The organism is Pseudomonas sp. FFUP_PS_473 (assembly GCF_002858665.1).
Taxonomy (GTDB): domain Bacteria; phylum Pseudomonadota; class Gammaproteobacteria; order Pseudomonadales; family Pseudomonadaceae; genus Aquipseudomonas; species Aquipseudomonas defluvii.
In genome coordinates this window covers 15,066-29,486 of the sequence record NZ_PJQQ01000007.1, presented here as the reverse complement: position 1 = coordinate 29,486, position 14,421 = coordinate 15,066, and the positions used below count along the sequence as shown (strand labels likewise).

The 14,421-nt window shown below is 59.9% G+C and carries 13 protein-coding genes; 12 read left to right on the top strand and 1 reads right to left on the bottom strand.

The window, feature by feature from the left end; translation table 11 throughout:
* Nucleotides 1-38 precede the first annotated feature (38 nt).
* The 3 genes from CYD26_RS06570 to CYD26_RS06560 are packed head-to-tail and all read left to right on the top strand — an operon-like array spanning nucleotide 39 to nucleotide 2,501.
* On the top strand, nucleotides 39-1,064 hold the full coding sequence (locus CYD26_RS06570) for an aminoglycoside phosphotransferase family protein (RefSeq protein ID WP_065759028.1): 1,026 nt from the start codon (nucleotides 39-41) through the stop codon (nucleotides 1,062-1,064).
* A complete protein-coding gene (gene murU, locus CYD26_RS06565) occupies nucleotides 1,061-1,735 on the top strand; it encodes an N-acetylmuramate alpha-1-phosphate uridylyltransferase MurU (RefSeq protein WP_102052161.1) in 675 nt (224 codons plus the stop codon). The genes CYD26_RS06570 and murU overlap by 4 nt, the downstream gene beginning before the upstream one ends.
* A gap of 1 nt (nucleotide 1,736) precedes the next feature.
* Nucleotides 1,737-2,501 carry a TerB family tellurite resistance protein gene (locus CYD26_RS06560; protein ID WP_102052160.1) on the top strand — a complete coding sequence of 255 codons (765 nt, stop codon included), beginning with the start codon at nucleotides 1,737-1,739 and terminating at the stop codon, nucleotides 2,499-2,501.
* On the opposite strand, the gene CYD26_RS06555 is transcribed toward CYD26_RS06560, so the two are convergent.
* Nucleotides 2,498-3,499: an alpha/beta hydrolase family protein gene (locus CYD26_RS06555; RefSeq protein WP_102052159.1), complete on the bottom strand. Its 1,002-nt coding sequence runs from the start codon at nucleotides 3,497-3,499 to the stop codon at nucleotides 2,498-2,500. The genes CYD26_RS06560 and CYD26_RS06555 overlap by 4 nt on opposite strands.
* Before the next feature lie 94 nt (nucleotides 3,500-3,593).
* On the opposite strand from CYD26_RS06555, the gene CYD26_RS06550 reads away from it, so the two are divergent.
* The 9 genes from CYD26_RS06550 to trpE all read left to right on the top strand — a co-directional run bounded on the left by CYD26_RS06550 (nucleotide 3,594) and on the right by trpE (nucleotide 14,401).
* Nucleotides 3,594-5,984 (top strand): PAS domain S-box protein, encoded by a 2,391-nt coding sequence (locus CYD26_RS06550; protein WP_102052158.1) that lies wholly within the window; start codon nucleotides 3,594-3,596, stop codon nucleotides 5,982-5,984.
* Nucleotides 5,985-5,999: 15 nt separating this feature from the next.
* Nucleotides 6,000-6,629, top strand: a complete 630-nt coding sequence (locus CYD26_RS06545) for a response regulator transcription factor (protein WP_065759023.1) — start codon at nucleotides 6,000-6,002, stop codon at nucleotides 6,627-6,629.
* A 245-nt stretch (nucleotides 6,630-6,874) separates the two neighbouring features.
* Nucleotides 6,875-7,999 (top strand): ABC transporter ATP-binding protein, encoded by a 1,125-nt coding sequence (locus CYD26_RS06540; protein ID WP_102052157.1) that lies wholly within the window; start codon nucleotides 6,875-6,877, stop codon nucleotides 7,997-7,999.
* Nucleotides 8,000-8,038: 39 nt separating this feature from the next.
* The gene (locus tag CYD26_RS06535) at nucleotides 8,039-9,073 is read left to right on the top strand and encodes an ABC transporter substrate-binding protein (RefSeq protein ID WP_065759021.1); all 1,035 of its coding nucleotides are present in this window, start codon (nucleotides 8,039-8,041) and stop codon (nucleotides 9,071-9,073) included.
* A gap of 65 nt (nucleotides 9,074-9,138) precedes the next feature.
* Nucleotides 9,139-10,386 carry an ABC transporter permease gene (locus tag CYD26_RS06530; RefSeq protein ID WP_065759020.1) on the top strand — a complete coding sequence of 416 codons (1,248 nt, stop codon included), beginning with the start codon at nucleotides 9,139-9,141 and terminating at the stop codon, nucleotides 10,384-10,386.
* Between the two features lie 11 nt (nucleotides 10,387-10,397).
* Entirely contained in the window at nucleotides 10,398-11,225 is an 828-nt protein-coding gene (locus tag CYD26_RS06525) for an ABC transporter permease (RefSeq protein ID WP_065759019.1), read from the top strand.
* A gap of 138 nt (nucleotides 11,226-11,363) precedes the next feature.
* Entirely contained in the window at nucleotides 11,364-12,038 is a 675-nt protein-coding gene (rpe, locus tag CYD26_RS06520; protein WP_065759018.1) for a ribulose-phosphate 3-epimerase, read from the top strand.
* On the top strand, nucleotides 12,035-12,850 hold the full coding sequence (locus CYD26_RS06515) for a phosphoglycolate phosphatase (protein WP_065759017.1): 816 nt from the start codon (nucleotides 12,035-12,037) through the stop codon (nucleotides 12,848-12,850). Before rpe ends, CYD26_RS06515 begins: the two co-directional genes overlap by 4 nt.
* A 69-nt stretch (nucleotides 12,851-12,919) precedes the next feature.
* Nucleotides 12,920-14,401: an anthranilate synthase component I gene (gene trpE / locus CYD26_RS06510; protein ID WP_102052156.1), complete on the top strand. Its 1,482-nt coding sequence runs from the start codon at nucleotides 12,920-12,922 to the stop codon at nucleotides 14,399-14,401.
* Nucleotides 14,402-14,421 lie beyond the last annotated feature (20 nt).

Sequence of the window (14,421 nt, the reverse complement as noted above, 5' to 3'; positions counted from 1 at the left end):
GACCCGCTTGACGGCTAGGGCCGTCGGAGACCCTTGTAATGCCCGATCACGATGTACGCCTGCAACACTTGAATGTCTGGCTCGATGAACAACTGGCAAATCTGTTCCAGGCCCAGGGCTGGGGCGAGGTGCCGCAAGGCAGCCTGACTGCCGCCAGCAGCGATGCCAGCTTCCGCCGCTACTTTCGCTGGGAAGCCAATGGCCGCAGTTTTATCGTCATGGACGCACCGCCGCCCCAGGAAAACTGCAAGCCCTTCGTGGATATCGATCATTTGCTGGCCAGTGCCGGCATCCATGTACCGAACATTTATGCGCAGGATCTGCAGCGTGGCTTTCTGCTGCTCAGTGATATGGGCAAGCAGACTTACCTGGATGTCATTGATGCCGACAATGCCGACACCTTGTTCAATGATGCGGTTGACGCACTGTTAGCGTTCCAGCGGTTACCCATGACGGCGCCATTGCCCAGCTATGACGTCGCGCTGCTGCGCCGCGAACTGGAGTTGTTCCCTGAGTGGTACGTGGGGCGGGAACTGGGGCTTGCCTTTAGCGAGGCGCAACACGCGGCCTGGCAGCGTGTGAGCGGTCTATTGATCGACAGTGCGCTGGATCAGCCCAAGGTACTGGTGCACCGCGACTATATGCCGCGCAACCTGATGCTCAGTACCCCGAACCCGGGCGTGCTGGATTTTCAGGATGCCGTGTATGGCCCGGTCACCTATGACATCACCTGCCTGTTCAAAGATGCGTTTCTGAGCTGGCCAGAGGCCCGCGTAGCCGGTTGGTTGCGTGATTACTGGCAGCGTGCGCAAGCACGGGGCATCCCTGTGCAAGGCGACTTTGACAGTTTCCACCGTGCCAGTGACCTGATGGGCGTGCAGCGCCACCTGAAGGTGATCGGCATTTTCGCGCGGATCTGCCACCGCGATGGCAAACCACGCTACCTGGGTGATGTGCCGCGTTTCTTTGCTTATATAGATGCAGTGGTTGCCCGTCGTCCGGAGCTTGCTGAACTCGGTGAGTTGATCACGCAGTTGCAGCAGGCAGCCGGAGTGCGGTCATGAAGGCAATGATCCTGGCTGCGGGAAAAGGCGAGCGCATGCGGCCGCTGACGCTGCATACCCCAAAGCCCTTGGTGCCAGTGGCGGGGGTGCCGTTGATCGAGTATCACCTGAAGGCACTGGCTGCCGCCGGGTTCAAGGATGTCGTGATCAATCACGCCTGGCTTGGCCAGCAGATTGAAGACTACCTGGGTGACGGTGCGCAGTGGGGGCTTAGCATTCAGTACTCGGCGGAAGGTGAACCACTGGAAACCGGCGGGGGTATCTACAAGGCGTTGCCACTACTGGGTGATGCGCCGTTTGCGCTGGTTAACGGCGATATCTGGACCGAGTTTGACTTCGCCCGCTTGCGTCAGCCCTTGGCGGGTTTGGCGCATTTGGTGCTGGTGGATAACCCCGGGCATCACGGCAAGGGTGATTTTCGTTTGGTCGATGGCCGGGTGCTCGACGCCGAGGCGGGGGCTGACACCCTGACCTACAGCGGTATTGCCGTGCTTGATCCGGCACTTTTTGCCGACTGCCAGCCAGGCGCGTTCAAACTGGCGCCGCTGTTGCGCCAGGCGATGACGACGGGGCAGGTGAGCGGCGAGCACTTCGCTGGCCATTGGGTGGATGTGGGCACGCTTGAGCGTCTTGCCGATGTCGAACGCATCATGACTGGCGAGCGCCGCTGAGATGTTGTGGCCGAGCACAGTGATTGGTGCTGGGGCGGGTTTCGCCATTGCCAGCATTCCTGGGGCCTTGCTGGGGGCGTTACTTGGTCAGGCGATGGACCGCCGTCTGCAGTTGCATAGCTGGGCGCACGTGCGTGAGCGCTTGGGTGGTCGCCCCGTGTTGCGTGACGATGAGGTGTTGTTCCTGCTGTTGGGGCGGCTGGCCAAGAGTGACGGCCGAGTGGTGGAGGGGCACATTCAGCAGGCGCGGCAGGAAATGCAGCGCCTGGAAATGAGCGACCCGGCGCGGCGCCGTGCGATTGCAGCGTTCAACCGGGGCAAGAACGGACGGGAGCGGCTCGGGCGCTATCTGCGTCGCCTCAAGCAGCAACCGCATGCTGCCGAAGGGGTTTTGCGTGCGTGTCTGCGGATGGTCTGGGCCGATGGCCGGGCGAGCCCTCATGAACGTGAGTTGATTGTGCAATGGGGGCAGGCGTTGGGCTGGTCAGCCGCCAAGGTGAAGGCCTTGACGCAGGACTATGAACCTCAGAAAACCGCGCTGGGCAGTGCCACCCTGGCGTATCCGGATGCGCTGAAGTTGCTGGGTGTCGAGGTGGGCGCAGCGCCTGAGCAGATCAAGCGTGCTTATCGGCGCTTGTTGAGCCGTCACCACCCCGACAAATTAGTGGGTAGTGGCGCGAGCCCTGAGCGTGTGCGGGAGGCGACCGAGTACACCCGTGATCTGCATCAGGCTTACTCGGTCATCCGCACGCGGCAGGGATTTTAGTTGTCCTGGCTGGGGCTCAACCAGCCACGGACCCGGCGAAACAGGTTTTCCTGTTCGGCGTTGCGGTTACCGGGCATGGCAGTGAGGGCCACCTGGTGGTAGTTGCTGCCTTTTAGCCGTTTGCTGGCTTGTAGTCGCTGCTCGGCCGCCTTTCGGGCTCGTGGCTGGTTGTAGTAGAAATCGGCCGTCGGCAGCTTCAGCCCCGGTGCCAGGGCCGTCAGGTTCTGGTCCGCAGTGGCCGGTGTTTGTGCTTCGACCATAACAAGTTTTTGTACCTGCGCCGGTTGGCGTTCATTCAGGTAGCGAGCAGCCCAGTAGGCCCCCGTGCCATGTCCGAGCAGTACAACGCTACGGGCATTCTGTTGCTGCGCGTAAGCGACGGCCGCATCCAGGCGAGCAAAAATCCGTTCGGCATCGGCGTTGCTTTGAGCTTCCGGCGTTTTTGCCGGTTCGCTGTTATCGGCACTTTCGCCTTCGGCGGCCGTGGCTTGTTCAACGCTGGCATTGGCGTCGGCGGGTGTGTCTTTGGCCGGTGCCTGCTGGCCCTCTGCGCTGGGCTCTGCGGGCTTGGCCGGTGTTTCGGCCCGGGGTTGCGGGCTGTCAGCGAGCAGGTCGGGCAGGCTCAGGCTAAGGCTGTGCCAGCCGGCATCCGGAAATTTGCGCCGTAGTGGGCCAACAGCCTTTGGCCAGTCGGCGGTTTCGCCGGCACCCGCAAGAATGATCAATGCTCCTTCCGGGTCGCCGCTATTGGCGGGCTTCCAGAGGGCCAGAAAGCTGTCGCTGCCGGCTTGCAGGGTTTGTTGTTCTTCTTTTGGGGCTTGGCGCTCAAGTGCCAAGGCATCGTCCTGGCTGCGTTCGTTCAGGGCTTGGCGCTGCACAGGCGTCGGCTGTGCCTCTTTCGCCGGCTCTGGCGTTTCGCCATCTGCGGCGTTTAGGGTACAAGGTAGTATCAAGGACAGGCATAACGCAGGAAGCGTTGTGCGATTCAGTGGGAACATGGATCTATCCAGGCCAGATTATTACCGGCAGCCTAAAGGTATTTGTCCGGGACGGCCATGCTCTGAGGCCGTCCGTTCTATGACGAGATTCAAGATGAAGCGTTTGCGCTGCTTGTGGTTTATCGGCTGTTTTTGTCTGCCCTTTATCGCGTGGGCTGCAGCGGCATCGACAACGCCGCCGCTGCAGCTGGATCCGGCCCAACAGCAGTGGCTGGATGAACATCGCAGCTTGCGTGTGGGTTTGGTACTGCAAGCCCCTTATGCTCAATTCGACCGCAGGCTTCAGCAGCTTTCGGGGGTTAATGTCGAGTTGATGAACTGGCTCGGCAAGCGTTTGGGGCTGGACCTGACATGGCGTAACTATCCTGACCAGTCGGCGCTTGAGCACGCGCTGGTGGGCGGCGAAATCGATATGGCCCCAGGCCTGACCCAAACGCCTGCGGGCTTGCGCTTATGGTTGTTCAGCGACCCGTACATGCGTGTGCCGCAGCTGATTGTCGGCCCGCGTAATGGTGCCGTAGCGGTGGACCTGGAAAAGCTCAGCAGTACGGACCGCGTGGCTGTGCGCATGCCCAGTGCGGTGGCCGATTATTTGCGCAGCACCTATCCCAATTTGAATGTGCAAGGTGTGCCACTGGAGCGCCAGGCTCTACAGCTGTTGCTCACTGAACAGGCACGCTACGCGGTGGTGGATGAAGCCCAGCTCAGCCGTCTGTCTCGCGAGAACGAATTCAGCGAGCTGGCGGTGGTCGGTGATATTGGCTTGCCGCAGTTGCTGCGTATCGGCTCGCGACGTGACTGGCCGCAGTTGGCGGAAATACTTGAGCGGGGGCTGCAGGCGATTCCGCCCAAAGACCTCGAGAAACTGCACAACCGTTGGCTGCAGCCCAAGTACCCGCGCCTGAGCGAGTCGCCGGGTTTCTGGCAAAACCTGAGCCTGCTGCTGCTTGCGTTGTTGCTGAGCGCCATGGCCATTGTGCTCTGGCAGCGGCGTCAACAGCATGCGCTGGAACATAGCCTTCTCGCCGCGCGCGACAATATTGCCCAGCGTTTGGCGCGAGAACAGGCGCTGCGTTTGAGCCAGTTTTCGATTGATCAAAGTACCGTCGGCATTCTGTGGGTCAACTGGGACAGCCATGTACGTTATGCCAACCGCGCGGCCGAAGCGATGCTCGGTTATGCGCCGGGGCAGGTGGTGGAACGCCCATTGATCGACTTCGAGCCCAATCTGCACATGGATCGCTGGTTGACGCTGTGGAAGCGTGCGCGTTCCTGTGACGAAGCGGCGCAACGCTTTGAAACCGAATGCCTGCGCGCTGATGGCCGACTGTTGCCGGTGGATGTTTCGCTGAGCTTCCTGCGTTTTCGTGATGCCGAGTACCTGGTGGTGTTCCTGACCGATGTCACCGAGCGTCGCCGTGCATTGGCGGCGCAACAGGAAAGCGAGGCACGGCTCAAGGGGATTGCAGCCAACGTCCCGGGCCTGGTGTTTCGCCTGGAGCGGGATCCGCCTGTTGGTCTCTTGGAGTTCCCCTACATCAGTGAGGGCAGTGAGGCACTCGTTGGCTATACGCCGGCTGAAATCCAGCGCCCGCATATGGGCTTGCGCAGCCTGGTTCATCCGGATGACCGTGCCCATTATCATCAGGTCCAGGACCGAGCACTTGAGACTGACAGTGACTGGGCCTGGCAGGGGCGAATCGTTACGCGTCAGGGCGACATACGCTGGGCCGACATCAAGGCCACCGCGCGGGCACTGGGCGATGGGCGTGTGGTCTGGGACGGCATCGTGTGGGACATCACCCAGAGCAAGGTGATCGAACTGGAGTTGGCGCGCTCGCAGGAGCAATTGCGTGAGCTGTCGGCGCACCTGGAAAGCGTCCGGGAGGAAGAGAAGGCCCGCATCGCCCGCGAGGTGCATGACGAACTGGGCCAAATGCTCACCGTACTGAAACTGGAAACATCGATGTGCGAGCTTGCTTATGCCGACCTTGACCCCGGCTTGAATGAACGCTTGGCGAGCATGAAACGCCTGATTGCCCAGCTCTTTCAACTGGTGCGCGATGTAGCGACGGCATTGCGCCCGCCGATCCTCGACGCCGGGATCGCTTCGGCAATCGAATGGCAGGCGCGTCGCTTTGAGGCGCGTACGCAGATTCCTTGCCTGGTGGAGGTGCCTGAAAACGTGCCGCCCTTGAGCGATGCCAAGGCCATAGGGTTGTTCCGTATCTTGCAGGAGGCGTTGACCAATGTGATGCGCCACGCCCAGGCGCATACTGTAGAGATAAGCCTGACCGAAGATGAGCAGCAGCTATGCCTGACCATCAGTGATGACGGTATTGGTTTCGCCATGCACGATAGTCGCCCGAGTTCCTTCGGGCTGGTTGGTATGCGCGAGCGGGTGCTGATGCTGGGCGGCACCATGACACTCGACAGTGAACCGGGCGAGGGCACCAGCCTGAGCGTGCGGATTCCCTTGGATTAACACAGGAGCAGGGCCGTGATACGAGTACTGGTTGCTGAAGACCACACCATTGTGCGCGAAGGCATCAAACAATTGATCGGCCTGGCCAAGGACATGCAGGTGGTGGGCGAGGCCGCCAATGGCGAGCAGCTACTCGATACCTTGCGTCATACCGAGTGCGAAGTGGTGTTACTGGACATCTCGATGCCAGGCGTCAATGGTCTTGAGGCGATCCCGCGTATCCGGGCGCTGAACAACCCGCCGTCGATCCTGGTGCTGTCGATGCATGACGAAGCACAGATGGCTGCACGGGCGCTGAAGATTGGCGCCGCCGGCTATGCAACCAAGGACAGTGACCCTGCCTTGTTGCTGACGGCGATTCGCCGGGTGTCTTCAGGGGGGCGTTACATTGATCCCGATCTGGCAGACCGAATGGTCTTTGAGGTAGGCCTGACGGACGCTCGCCCCCTGCACTCGCTGCTATCCGAACGTGAGTTTTCGGTCTTCGAGCGCCTGGCCCAGGGTGCCAATGTCAACGACATTGCCCAGCAACTGGCCCTGAGCAACAAGACCATCAGCACGCACAAGGCGCGGCTGATGCAGAAGCTCAACGTCAACTCGCTGGCTGAGCTGGTTAAGTACGCCATGGAGCACAAGCTGCTCTGACTGTTCTGAATACGACACCTTGCGTCGGCCCATCGGGCCCTTCCCACGCTGTCCTGCCGGGGGCGGCATTGGTTGGGGGGCTCCAGTAGCGTCGGCGGATATCTAAAAACGCCATCCTTGTAGGGCAATCCCTACAACAACCCTTCCACCCGGCTGATGTCAATCTCTCTCCACCCCCGATTTGCGCTGCCTTTTGCCTTCACTAGGCTTGTGTTACGGCAGTCATCCAACAAAAAGGTACGGGTATGAGTGAGGTGAATTCGAGCGCTGCAACCGGCGAAGTGCTGGTCAGCTTCCGTGGTGTGCAGAAGAGCTACGATGGCGAGTCGCTAATCGTCAAAGACCTCAATCTGGACATTCGCAAAGGCGAGTTTCTCACCTTGTTGGGGCCTTCGGGCTCGGGCAAGACTACCAGCCTGATGATGTTGGCTGGCTTTGAGACCCCGACCGCTGGCGAGATCCAACTGGCGGGTCGCTCGATCAATAATGTACCGCCGCATAAACGCGACATCGGCATGGTGTTCCAGAACTATGCACTGTTCCCGCACATGACCGTTGCCGAGAACCTGGCGTTCCCGCTGACCGTGCGCGGCCTGAGCAAGACCGACATCAGTGAGCGGGTCAAGCGTGTGCTGAACATGGTTCAGCTTGATGCCTTCGCCCAGCGTTATCCGGGCCAGCTCTCCGGTGGTCAGCAGCAGCGTGTGGCCTTGGCCCGGGCGCTGGTGTTCGAGCCACAGCTGGTTCTGATGGACGAACCGCTCGGCGCGCTGGACAAGCAGCTGCGTGAACACATGCAGATGGAAATCAAACACCTGCACCAACGCCTGGGCGTGACCGTGGTGTATGTGACCCACGACCAAGGTGAAGCCTTGACCATGTCGGATCGGGTGGCGGTGTTCCATCAAGGCGAGATTCAGCAGATCGCCGACCCACGTACCCTCTACGAAGAGCCGAAGAACACCTTCGTTGCCAACTTCATCGGTGAGAACAACCGTATCAATGGCCGTTTGCTCAGCCAGAGCGGTGACCGTTGCCAGGTGCAACTGGCGCGTGGCGAGAAGGTTGAGGCGCTGGCGGTCAACGTCGGTCAGCCGGGCGAGCCTGTAACCCTTTCGATTCGCCCTGAGCGCGTGCGCCTCAACGGTCATAGCGAACATTGCGTCAACCGTTTCTCCGGCCGCGTGGCCGAATTCGTCTACCTGGGTGACCACGTAAGGGTGCGCCTGGAAGTCTGCGGCAAGGCCGATTTCTTCGTGAAGCAGCCGATTGCCGAACTCGACCCAGCCCTGGCTGTGGGCGATGTGGTACCGCTGGGCTGGGAGGTCGAGCACGGTCGCGCGCTCGATCCGATCCTGGAAGCCCATTGAGGTTTGCTTCACCAACCCTGCACTGTGGAGAGAATAATAATGCTCAAGCACTTGAAGTTGACCGCCCTTTCTTTGGGCCTGTTCGCAGCAACCCAGGCCATGGCGGCGGCCGATCTGACTGTGATTTCCTTTGGTGGCGCGAATAAGGCAGCCCAGACCAAGGCGTTCTACGAACCTTGGGAAAAGGCTGGCAACGGCAAGATTGTTGCGGGTGAGTACAACGGTGAGATGGCCAAGGTCAAAGCCATGGTCGACACCAAAAGCGTGTCCTGGAACCTGGTCGAAGTCGAATCGCCAGAGCTGGCGCGTGGTTGCGACGAAGGCATGTTCGAGGAGCTCGACCCGGCGCTGTTCGGTGATGAGTCCGACTATGTTCCCGGTGCCATTCAGCCGTGCGGTGTAGGTTTCTTCGTGTGGTCCACGGTGATGGCCTACAACGCCGACAAACTGAAATCTGCGCCAACCAGCTGGGCCGATTTCTGGGATACCAAGAAATTCCCGGGCAAGCGTGGCCTGCGCAAGGGCGCCAAGTACACCTTGGAATTCGCCTTGATGGCCGACGGTGTCGCGCCGAAGGAAGTCTACAAAGTGCTGGCGACCAAGGAAGGCCAGGATCGCGCCTTCAAGAAGCTTGATGAACTCAAGCCAAGCATCCAGTGGTGGGAAGCCGGTGCTCAGCCACCGCAGTACCTGGCCTCGGGTGACGTGGTCATGAGCTCGGCCTACAACGGTCGTATCGCCGCCGTTCAGAAAGAAAGCAACCTGAAGGTGGTGTGGAACGGCGGTATCTACGACTTCGACGCTTGGGCCATTCCAAAGGGTGCCAAAAACCTTGAAGAGGCGAAGAAGTTCATCGCCTATTCGGTCAAGCCAGAGCAGCAGAAGACCTACTCCGAAAACATCGCTTACGGTCCGGCGAATTCGAAAGCTGTCGCCCTGTTGTCTGACAGCATCAAGAAAGACATGCCGACCACCCCGGAAAACATCGCCAATCAGGTGCAAATCGACGTGGCGTTCTGGGCCGACAATAGCGAGCAACTGGAGCAACGCTTCAACGCGTGGGCAGCCAAGTAAGCCGTGCTGATGGCGCGTCACCCTTCCGGTGACGCGCCTTTTGATCAAGTTTTTCGGAGTTCGCTATGGCCATCGCAGTGCCCCTGAACGAAGGCACCGGTCCTTCCCTCAAGCGTCGCCTGGCGCATGCCGAGCGGGTCAACCGCTGGAAGGCGCAGGCATTGATCGCACCTCTGGCAGTGTTTCTGCTGCTGGTGTTTCTGGTGCCTATCGCTGCGCTGTTGTACAAGAGTGTCGGTAACCCTGAGGTGGTCAGCGGCTTGCCGCGTACCGTCGTTGCGGTCAGCGAGTGGGATGGCAAGAGCCTGCCGGCCGAGCCGGTGTACAAGGCATTGGCCGACGATCTCGCCGAATCGCGCAAGAACCAGACCTTGGGCGACCTGTCCAAGCGTTTGAACATGGAGCTGGCTGGCTACCGTAGCCTGTTGGCCAAGACTGCCCGTGCCCTTCCGTTCAAGGCCGAGCCGGCTTCTTATAAAGAAGCGCTGCAGGAGTTGGACGAGCGTTGGGGCGACCCCGCCTACTGGCAGGCGATTCGCCGTAACACCAGTAGTATCACCCCGTTCTACCTGTTGGCTTCCCTGGACCATCGTATCGACGATCTGGGCGAGCTGGCCCCGGCTACCCCTGACCAGGCGATCTACCTGGACATTTTCGCCCGTACCCTGTGGATGGGCTTCGTCATCACTGGCATCTGTCTGCTGTTGGCCTATCCGTTGGCGTATCTGCTTGCCAACCTGCCAACCCGCCAGAGCAACCTGCTGATGATCTTGGTGCTGTTGCCGTTCTGGACCTCGATCCTGGTGCGTGTTGCCGCCTGGATCGTGCTGTTGCAGTCTGGTGGTTTGATCAACAGCGCACTGATGGCGATCGGCATCATCGACAAACCACTGGAGTTGGTGTTCAACCGGACCGGTGTGTACATCTCCATGGTGCATATCCTGCTGCCGTTCATGATCCTGCCGATTTACAGCGTGATGAAGGGCATTTCGCCGACTTACATGCGTGCAGCCATCTCGCTGGGTTGCCATCCTTTCGCCAGCTTCTGGCGGGTGTACTTCCCACAAACCTATGCGGGCGTTGGCGCAGGCTGCCTGTTGGTGTTCATCCTGGCGATCGGTTACTACATCACCCCGGCGTTGCTGGGTAGCCCGAACGACCAGATGGTCAGCTACTTCGTCGCCTTCTACACCAACACCAGTATCAACTGGGGTATGGCCACGGCGCTGGGCGGTTTGCTGTTGCTTGCCACCGTGCTGTTGTACTTGATCTATAGCTGGCTGGTCGGTTCAAGCCGCCGTCGTCTGAGCTGAGGAGCCTTTCCATGTTGAGTCCTTACATGTCGCCTATCGAGCGGGTCTGGTTCTACAGCTTGCGTATCCTCTGCGGGCTGATCCTGCTGTTCCTGGTGTTGCCGGTGCTGGTCATCATTCCACTGTCATTCAACTCGGGCAGTTTTCTGGTCTACCCGCTGCAGGGCTTCTCGCTGCACTGGTATCAGGACTTCTTCGCTTCGGCGGAGTGGATGCGCGCACTGAAGAACAGCATCATCGTTGCGCCAGCGGCCATGGTGCTGGCAATGGTCTTCGGTACGTTGGCCTCGATTGGCCTGACCCGTGGCGACTTCCCTGGTAAATCGCTGGTGATGGCATTGGTGATTTCGCCGATGGTGGTGCCGGTGGTGATCATCGGTGTGGCCAGCTACCTGTTCTTCGCACCGCTGGGCATGGGAAACAGCTTCATTTCGCTGATCCTGGTGCATGCCGTGCTGGGTGTGCCGTTTGTGATCATCACGGTTTCGGCAACCCTGCAGGGCTTCAACCATAACCTGGTGCGTGCAGCGGCCAGCCTGGGTGCATCGCCATTGACAGCGTTCCGCCGTGTGACCCTGCCATTGATTGCACCTGGCGTCATTTCCGGAGCCTTGTTCGCCTTTGCGACCTCGTTCGACGAAGTGGTGGTCACCCTGTTCCTTGCTGGCCCGCAGCAGGCGACCTTGCCACGGCAAATGTTCAGCGGTATCCGTGAGAACCTGAGCCCGACCATTGCGGCGGCCGCGACCTTGCTGATTGCATTCTCGGTGCTCCTGCTGCTGACCCTGGAATGGTTGCGTGGGCGTAGCGAAAAACTGCGCACCCAGCAGCCGGCTTGATGCCTGTGCCCCTCAGGTGCAAAACCTGGGGGGCACGCCTTGGTACCTGTTTGTCGCTGTGATTGATACCGGTCAGCCCTTGGCCGGTCGCTTGAGCTACAATGCGCACCACCGTGATTTCTGCCCTACAGGTGCGCCATGCAGCCCTACGCTATTGCCCCCTCCATTCTCTCTGCCGATTTCGCTCGCCTGGGCGAGGAAGTCGACAATGTGCTGGAGGCCGGAGCCGACATCGTTCACTTCGATGTCATGGATAACCACTACGTCCCCAACCTGACTATCGGCCCGATGGTCTGCAGTGCGCTGCGCAAGTATGGCGTCACCGCGCCGATCGACGTGCACCTGATGGTCAGCCCGGTAGATCGCATCATTGGCGATTTCATTGAAGCCGGTGCGACGTACATCACTTTCCACCCAGAAGCTTCCCAGCACATCGACCGCTCGCTGCAACTGATCCGTGATGGTGGCTGCAAGGCGGGCCTGGTGTTCAACCCGGCAACATCGCTCGATGCCTTGAAGTACGTCATGGACAAGGTCGACATGGTCCTGTTGATGAGCGTTAACCCAGGCTTTGGTGGGCAGAAGTTCATTCCCGGCACCCTCGACAAGCTGCGTGAGGCTCGCGCGCTGATCCAGGCCAGTGGTCGCGATATCCGTCTGGAAATCGATGGCGGCGTCAACGTCAACAACATCCGCGAGATCGCTGCTGCTGGCGCTGACACCTTTGTTGCGGGCTCTGCGATCTTCAATGCGCCGGACTACCGCGAAGTCATCGCCAAAATGCATGCTGAACTGGCTTTGGCACGGCCATGAGTGGTTTCGAGCAGCTGTTCCCGGGCAGCCTTCCCAGGCTGGTAATGTTCGATCTGGATGGCACGCTGATCGACTCCGTACCGGACCTGGCGGTCGCTGTGGACCAGATGCTGCTCGAAATGGGCCGTCGTCCGGTTGGCCTTGAGGCTGTACGCCAATGGGTCGGTAACGGCGCTGCGGTACTGGTACGCCGCGCCTTGGCCGGTGGCCTGGATCACTCCGCCGTCGATGAAGACGAGGCGGAGAAGGGCCTGGAGATTTTCATGCAGGCCTATGCTGAAAACCATGCGCTGTCGGCGGTTTACCCTGGCGTGAAGGATACGCTGCGTTGGTTGCGCAAGCAGGGCGTGGAAATGGCTCTGATCACCAACAAGCCTGAACGCTTTGTTGGCCCGTTACTGGACCAGATGAAAATCGGCCGTTATTTTCGCTGGATCATCGGCGGCGATACCTTGCCGCAGCAGAAGCCAGACCCGGCAGCGCTGATGTTCGTTATGAAAATGGCGAATGTGCCGCCAGAAAACGCGCTGTTTGTCGGTGATTCGCGCAGCGATGTGCTGGCGGCGAAGGCTGCTGGCGTCAAGTGTGTTGCACTCAGCTATGGCTATAACCATGGTCGTCCGATAGCCGAGGAGTCACCCACATTGGTGATTGATGACCTTCGTGCACTCTTGCCTGGTTGCTTAGAAGCAGACACTGAGCTAATGTCGGACGTTCAATCCCCCCCTGATAGAGATTCCATCGTGGTGGTCACCTGCAAACTCTGGATGAAAGTCATCAAGGCACTGGCCCGTTGGCGTTGGCGCGCCTGACTTCTATCTAGCCGGCTTGACCCGGCACGTTTGCTTGCCCGACCCATAGCTCCTTGCCACGAGGCTATCATGACCCGCGAAGAATTCCTGCGCCTGGCCGCAGCCGGCTACAACCGCATTCCGCTTGCCTGCGAAACCCTGGCCGACTTCGATACGCCGCTGTCCATTTACCTGAAGCTGGCCGACCAGCCCAACTCCTACCTGCTCGAATCCGTGCAGGGCGGGGAAAAATGGGGGCGTTATTCCATCATTGGCTTGCCGTGCCGCACGGTGTTGCGTGTGCATGACTATCAGGTTCGCATCAGCCATGACGGTGTAGAAGTCGAGCAGCATGATGTCGACGATCCGTTGGCATTCGTCGAGGCCTTCAAAGATCGCTACAAGGTGCCAACGATCGCTGGTCTGCCGCGTTTCGACGGCGGTCTGGTGGGGTACTTTGGCTATGACTGCGTGCGCTATGTGGAAAAGCGCCTGGGCAAATGCCCGAATCCAGACCCGTTGGGTGTGCCGGATATTTTGCTGATGGTTTCTGATGCCGTCGTGGTGTTCGACAACCTGGCCAGCAAGATCCATGCAATCGTGCTGGTCGACCCGGCGCAGGAAAACGCCTACGAAGACGGTCAGGCGCGCCTCGAGCAATTACTCGAGCAACTGCGTCAGCCGATCACGCCGCGCCGTGGCCTGGATTTCAAGGGGTTGCAGGCTGCCGAGCCCGCATTCCGCTCCAGTTTCACGCAGGACGACTACGAGCGTGCTGTCGATACCATCAAGGAGTACATCCTGGCGGGCGACTGCATGCAGGTTGTGCCGTCGCAGCGTATGTCCATTGATTTCAGTGCCGCGCCTATCGACCTGTACCGTGCGCTGCGCTGCTTCAACCCGACGCCGTACATGTACTTCTTCAACTTTGGCGACTTCCACGTCGTTGGCAGTTCGCCGGAAGTACTGGTGCGCGTCGAGGACAACCTGGTCACCGTACGTCCAATCGCCGGTACTCGTCCACGCGGTGCAACCGAAGAAGCCGACCGTGCCCTGGAAGAAGACCTGCTGTCCGATGACAAGGAAATCGCCGAGCACCTGATGCTGATTGATCTGGGGCGTAACGACACCGGTCGGGTATCCGAAACCGGCTCGGTCAAGGTCACCGAGAAAATGGTGATCGAGCGCTACTCCAATGTGATGCATATTGTCTCTAACGTTACTGGTCAACTGAAGGAAGGTCTTTCGGCTATGGATGCGCTACGCGCGATTCTTCCGGCGGGTACCTTGTCGGGTGCGCCGAAGATCCGTGCGATGGAGATCATCGATGAGCTGGAGCCGGTAAAGCGCGGCGTGTATGGCGGTGCGGTCGGTTACCTCGCCTGGAACGGCAACATGGATACCGCCATCGCGATCCGCACGGCGGTGATCAAGGACGGCGAGTTGCATGTCCAGGCCGGTGGCGGCATCGTCGCCGACTCGGTGCCCGCGCTGGAGTGGGAAGAAACCATCAACAAGCGCCGCGCGATGTTCCGGGCCGTAGCCTTGGCCGAGCAGACGCCACGCCAGTGAAGATGGCGCCTTTTCGGCGC

What these genes read in the sequence shown, in the direction of transcription:
- CYD26_RS06535 (WP_065759021.1), top strand. Translation starts at nt 8,039, where the DNA reads ATGCTCAAGCACTTGAAGTTGACCGCCCTTTCTTTGGGCCTGTTCGCA.
- murU (WP_102052161.1), top strand. Translation starts at nt 1,061, where the DNA reads ATGAAGGCAATGATCCTGGCTGCGGGAAAAGGCGAGCGCATGCGGCCG.
- CYD26_RS06560 (WP_102052160.1), top strand. Translation starts at nt 1,737, where the DNA reads ATGTTGTGGCCGAGCACAGTGATTGGTGCTGGGGCGGGTTTCGCCATT.
- trpE (WP_102052156.1), top strand. Translation starts at nt 12,920, where the DNA reads ATGACCCGCGAAGAATTCCTGCGCCTGGCCGCAGCCGGCTACAACCGC.
- CYD26_RS06530 (WP_065759020.1), top strand. Translation starts at nt 9,139, where the DNA reads ATGGCCATCGCAGTGCCCCTGAACGAAGGCACCGGTCCTTCCCTCAAG.
- CYD26_RS06570 (WP_065759028.1), top strand. Translation starts at nt 39, where the DNA reads ATGCCCGATCACGATGTACGCCTGCAACACTTGAATGTCTGGCTCGAT.
- rpe (WP_065759018.1), top strand. Translation starts at nt 11,364, where the DNA reads ATGCAGCCCTACGCTATTGCCCCCTCCATTCTCTCTGCCGATTTCGCT.
- CYD26_RS06540 (WP_102052157.1), top strand. Translation starts at nt 6,875, where the DNA reads ATGAGTGAGGTGAATTCGAGCGCTGCAACCGGCGAAGTGCTGGTCAGC.
- CYD26_RS06525 (WP_065759019.1), top strand. Translation starts at nt 10,398, where the DNA reads ATGTTGAGTCCTTACATGTCGCCTATCGAGCGGGTCTGGTTCTACAGC.
- CYD26_RS06550 (WP_102052158.1), top strand. Translation starts at nt 3,594, where the DNA reads ATGAAGCGTTTGCGCTGCTTGTGGTTTATCGGCTGTTTTTGTCTGCCC.
- CYD26_RS06555 (WP_102052159.1), bottom strand. Translation starts at nt 3,499, where the DNA reads ATGTTCCCACTGAATCGCACAACGCTTCCTGCGTTATGCCTGTCCTTG.
- CYD26_RS06515 (WP_065759017.1), top strand. Translation starts at nt 12,035, where the DNA reads ATGAGTGGTTTCGAGCAGCTGTTCCCGGGCAGCCTTCCCAGGCTGGTA.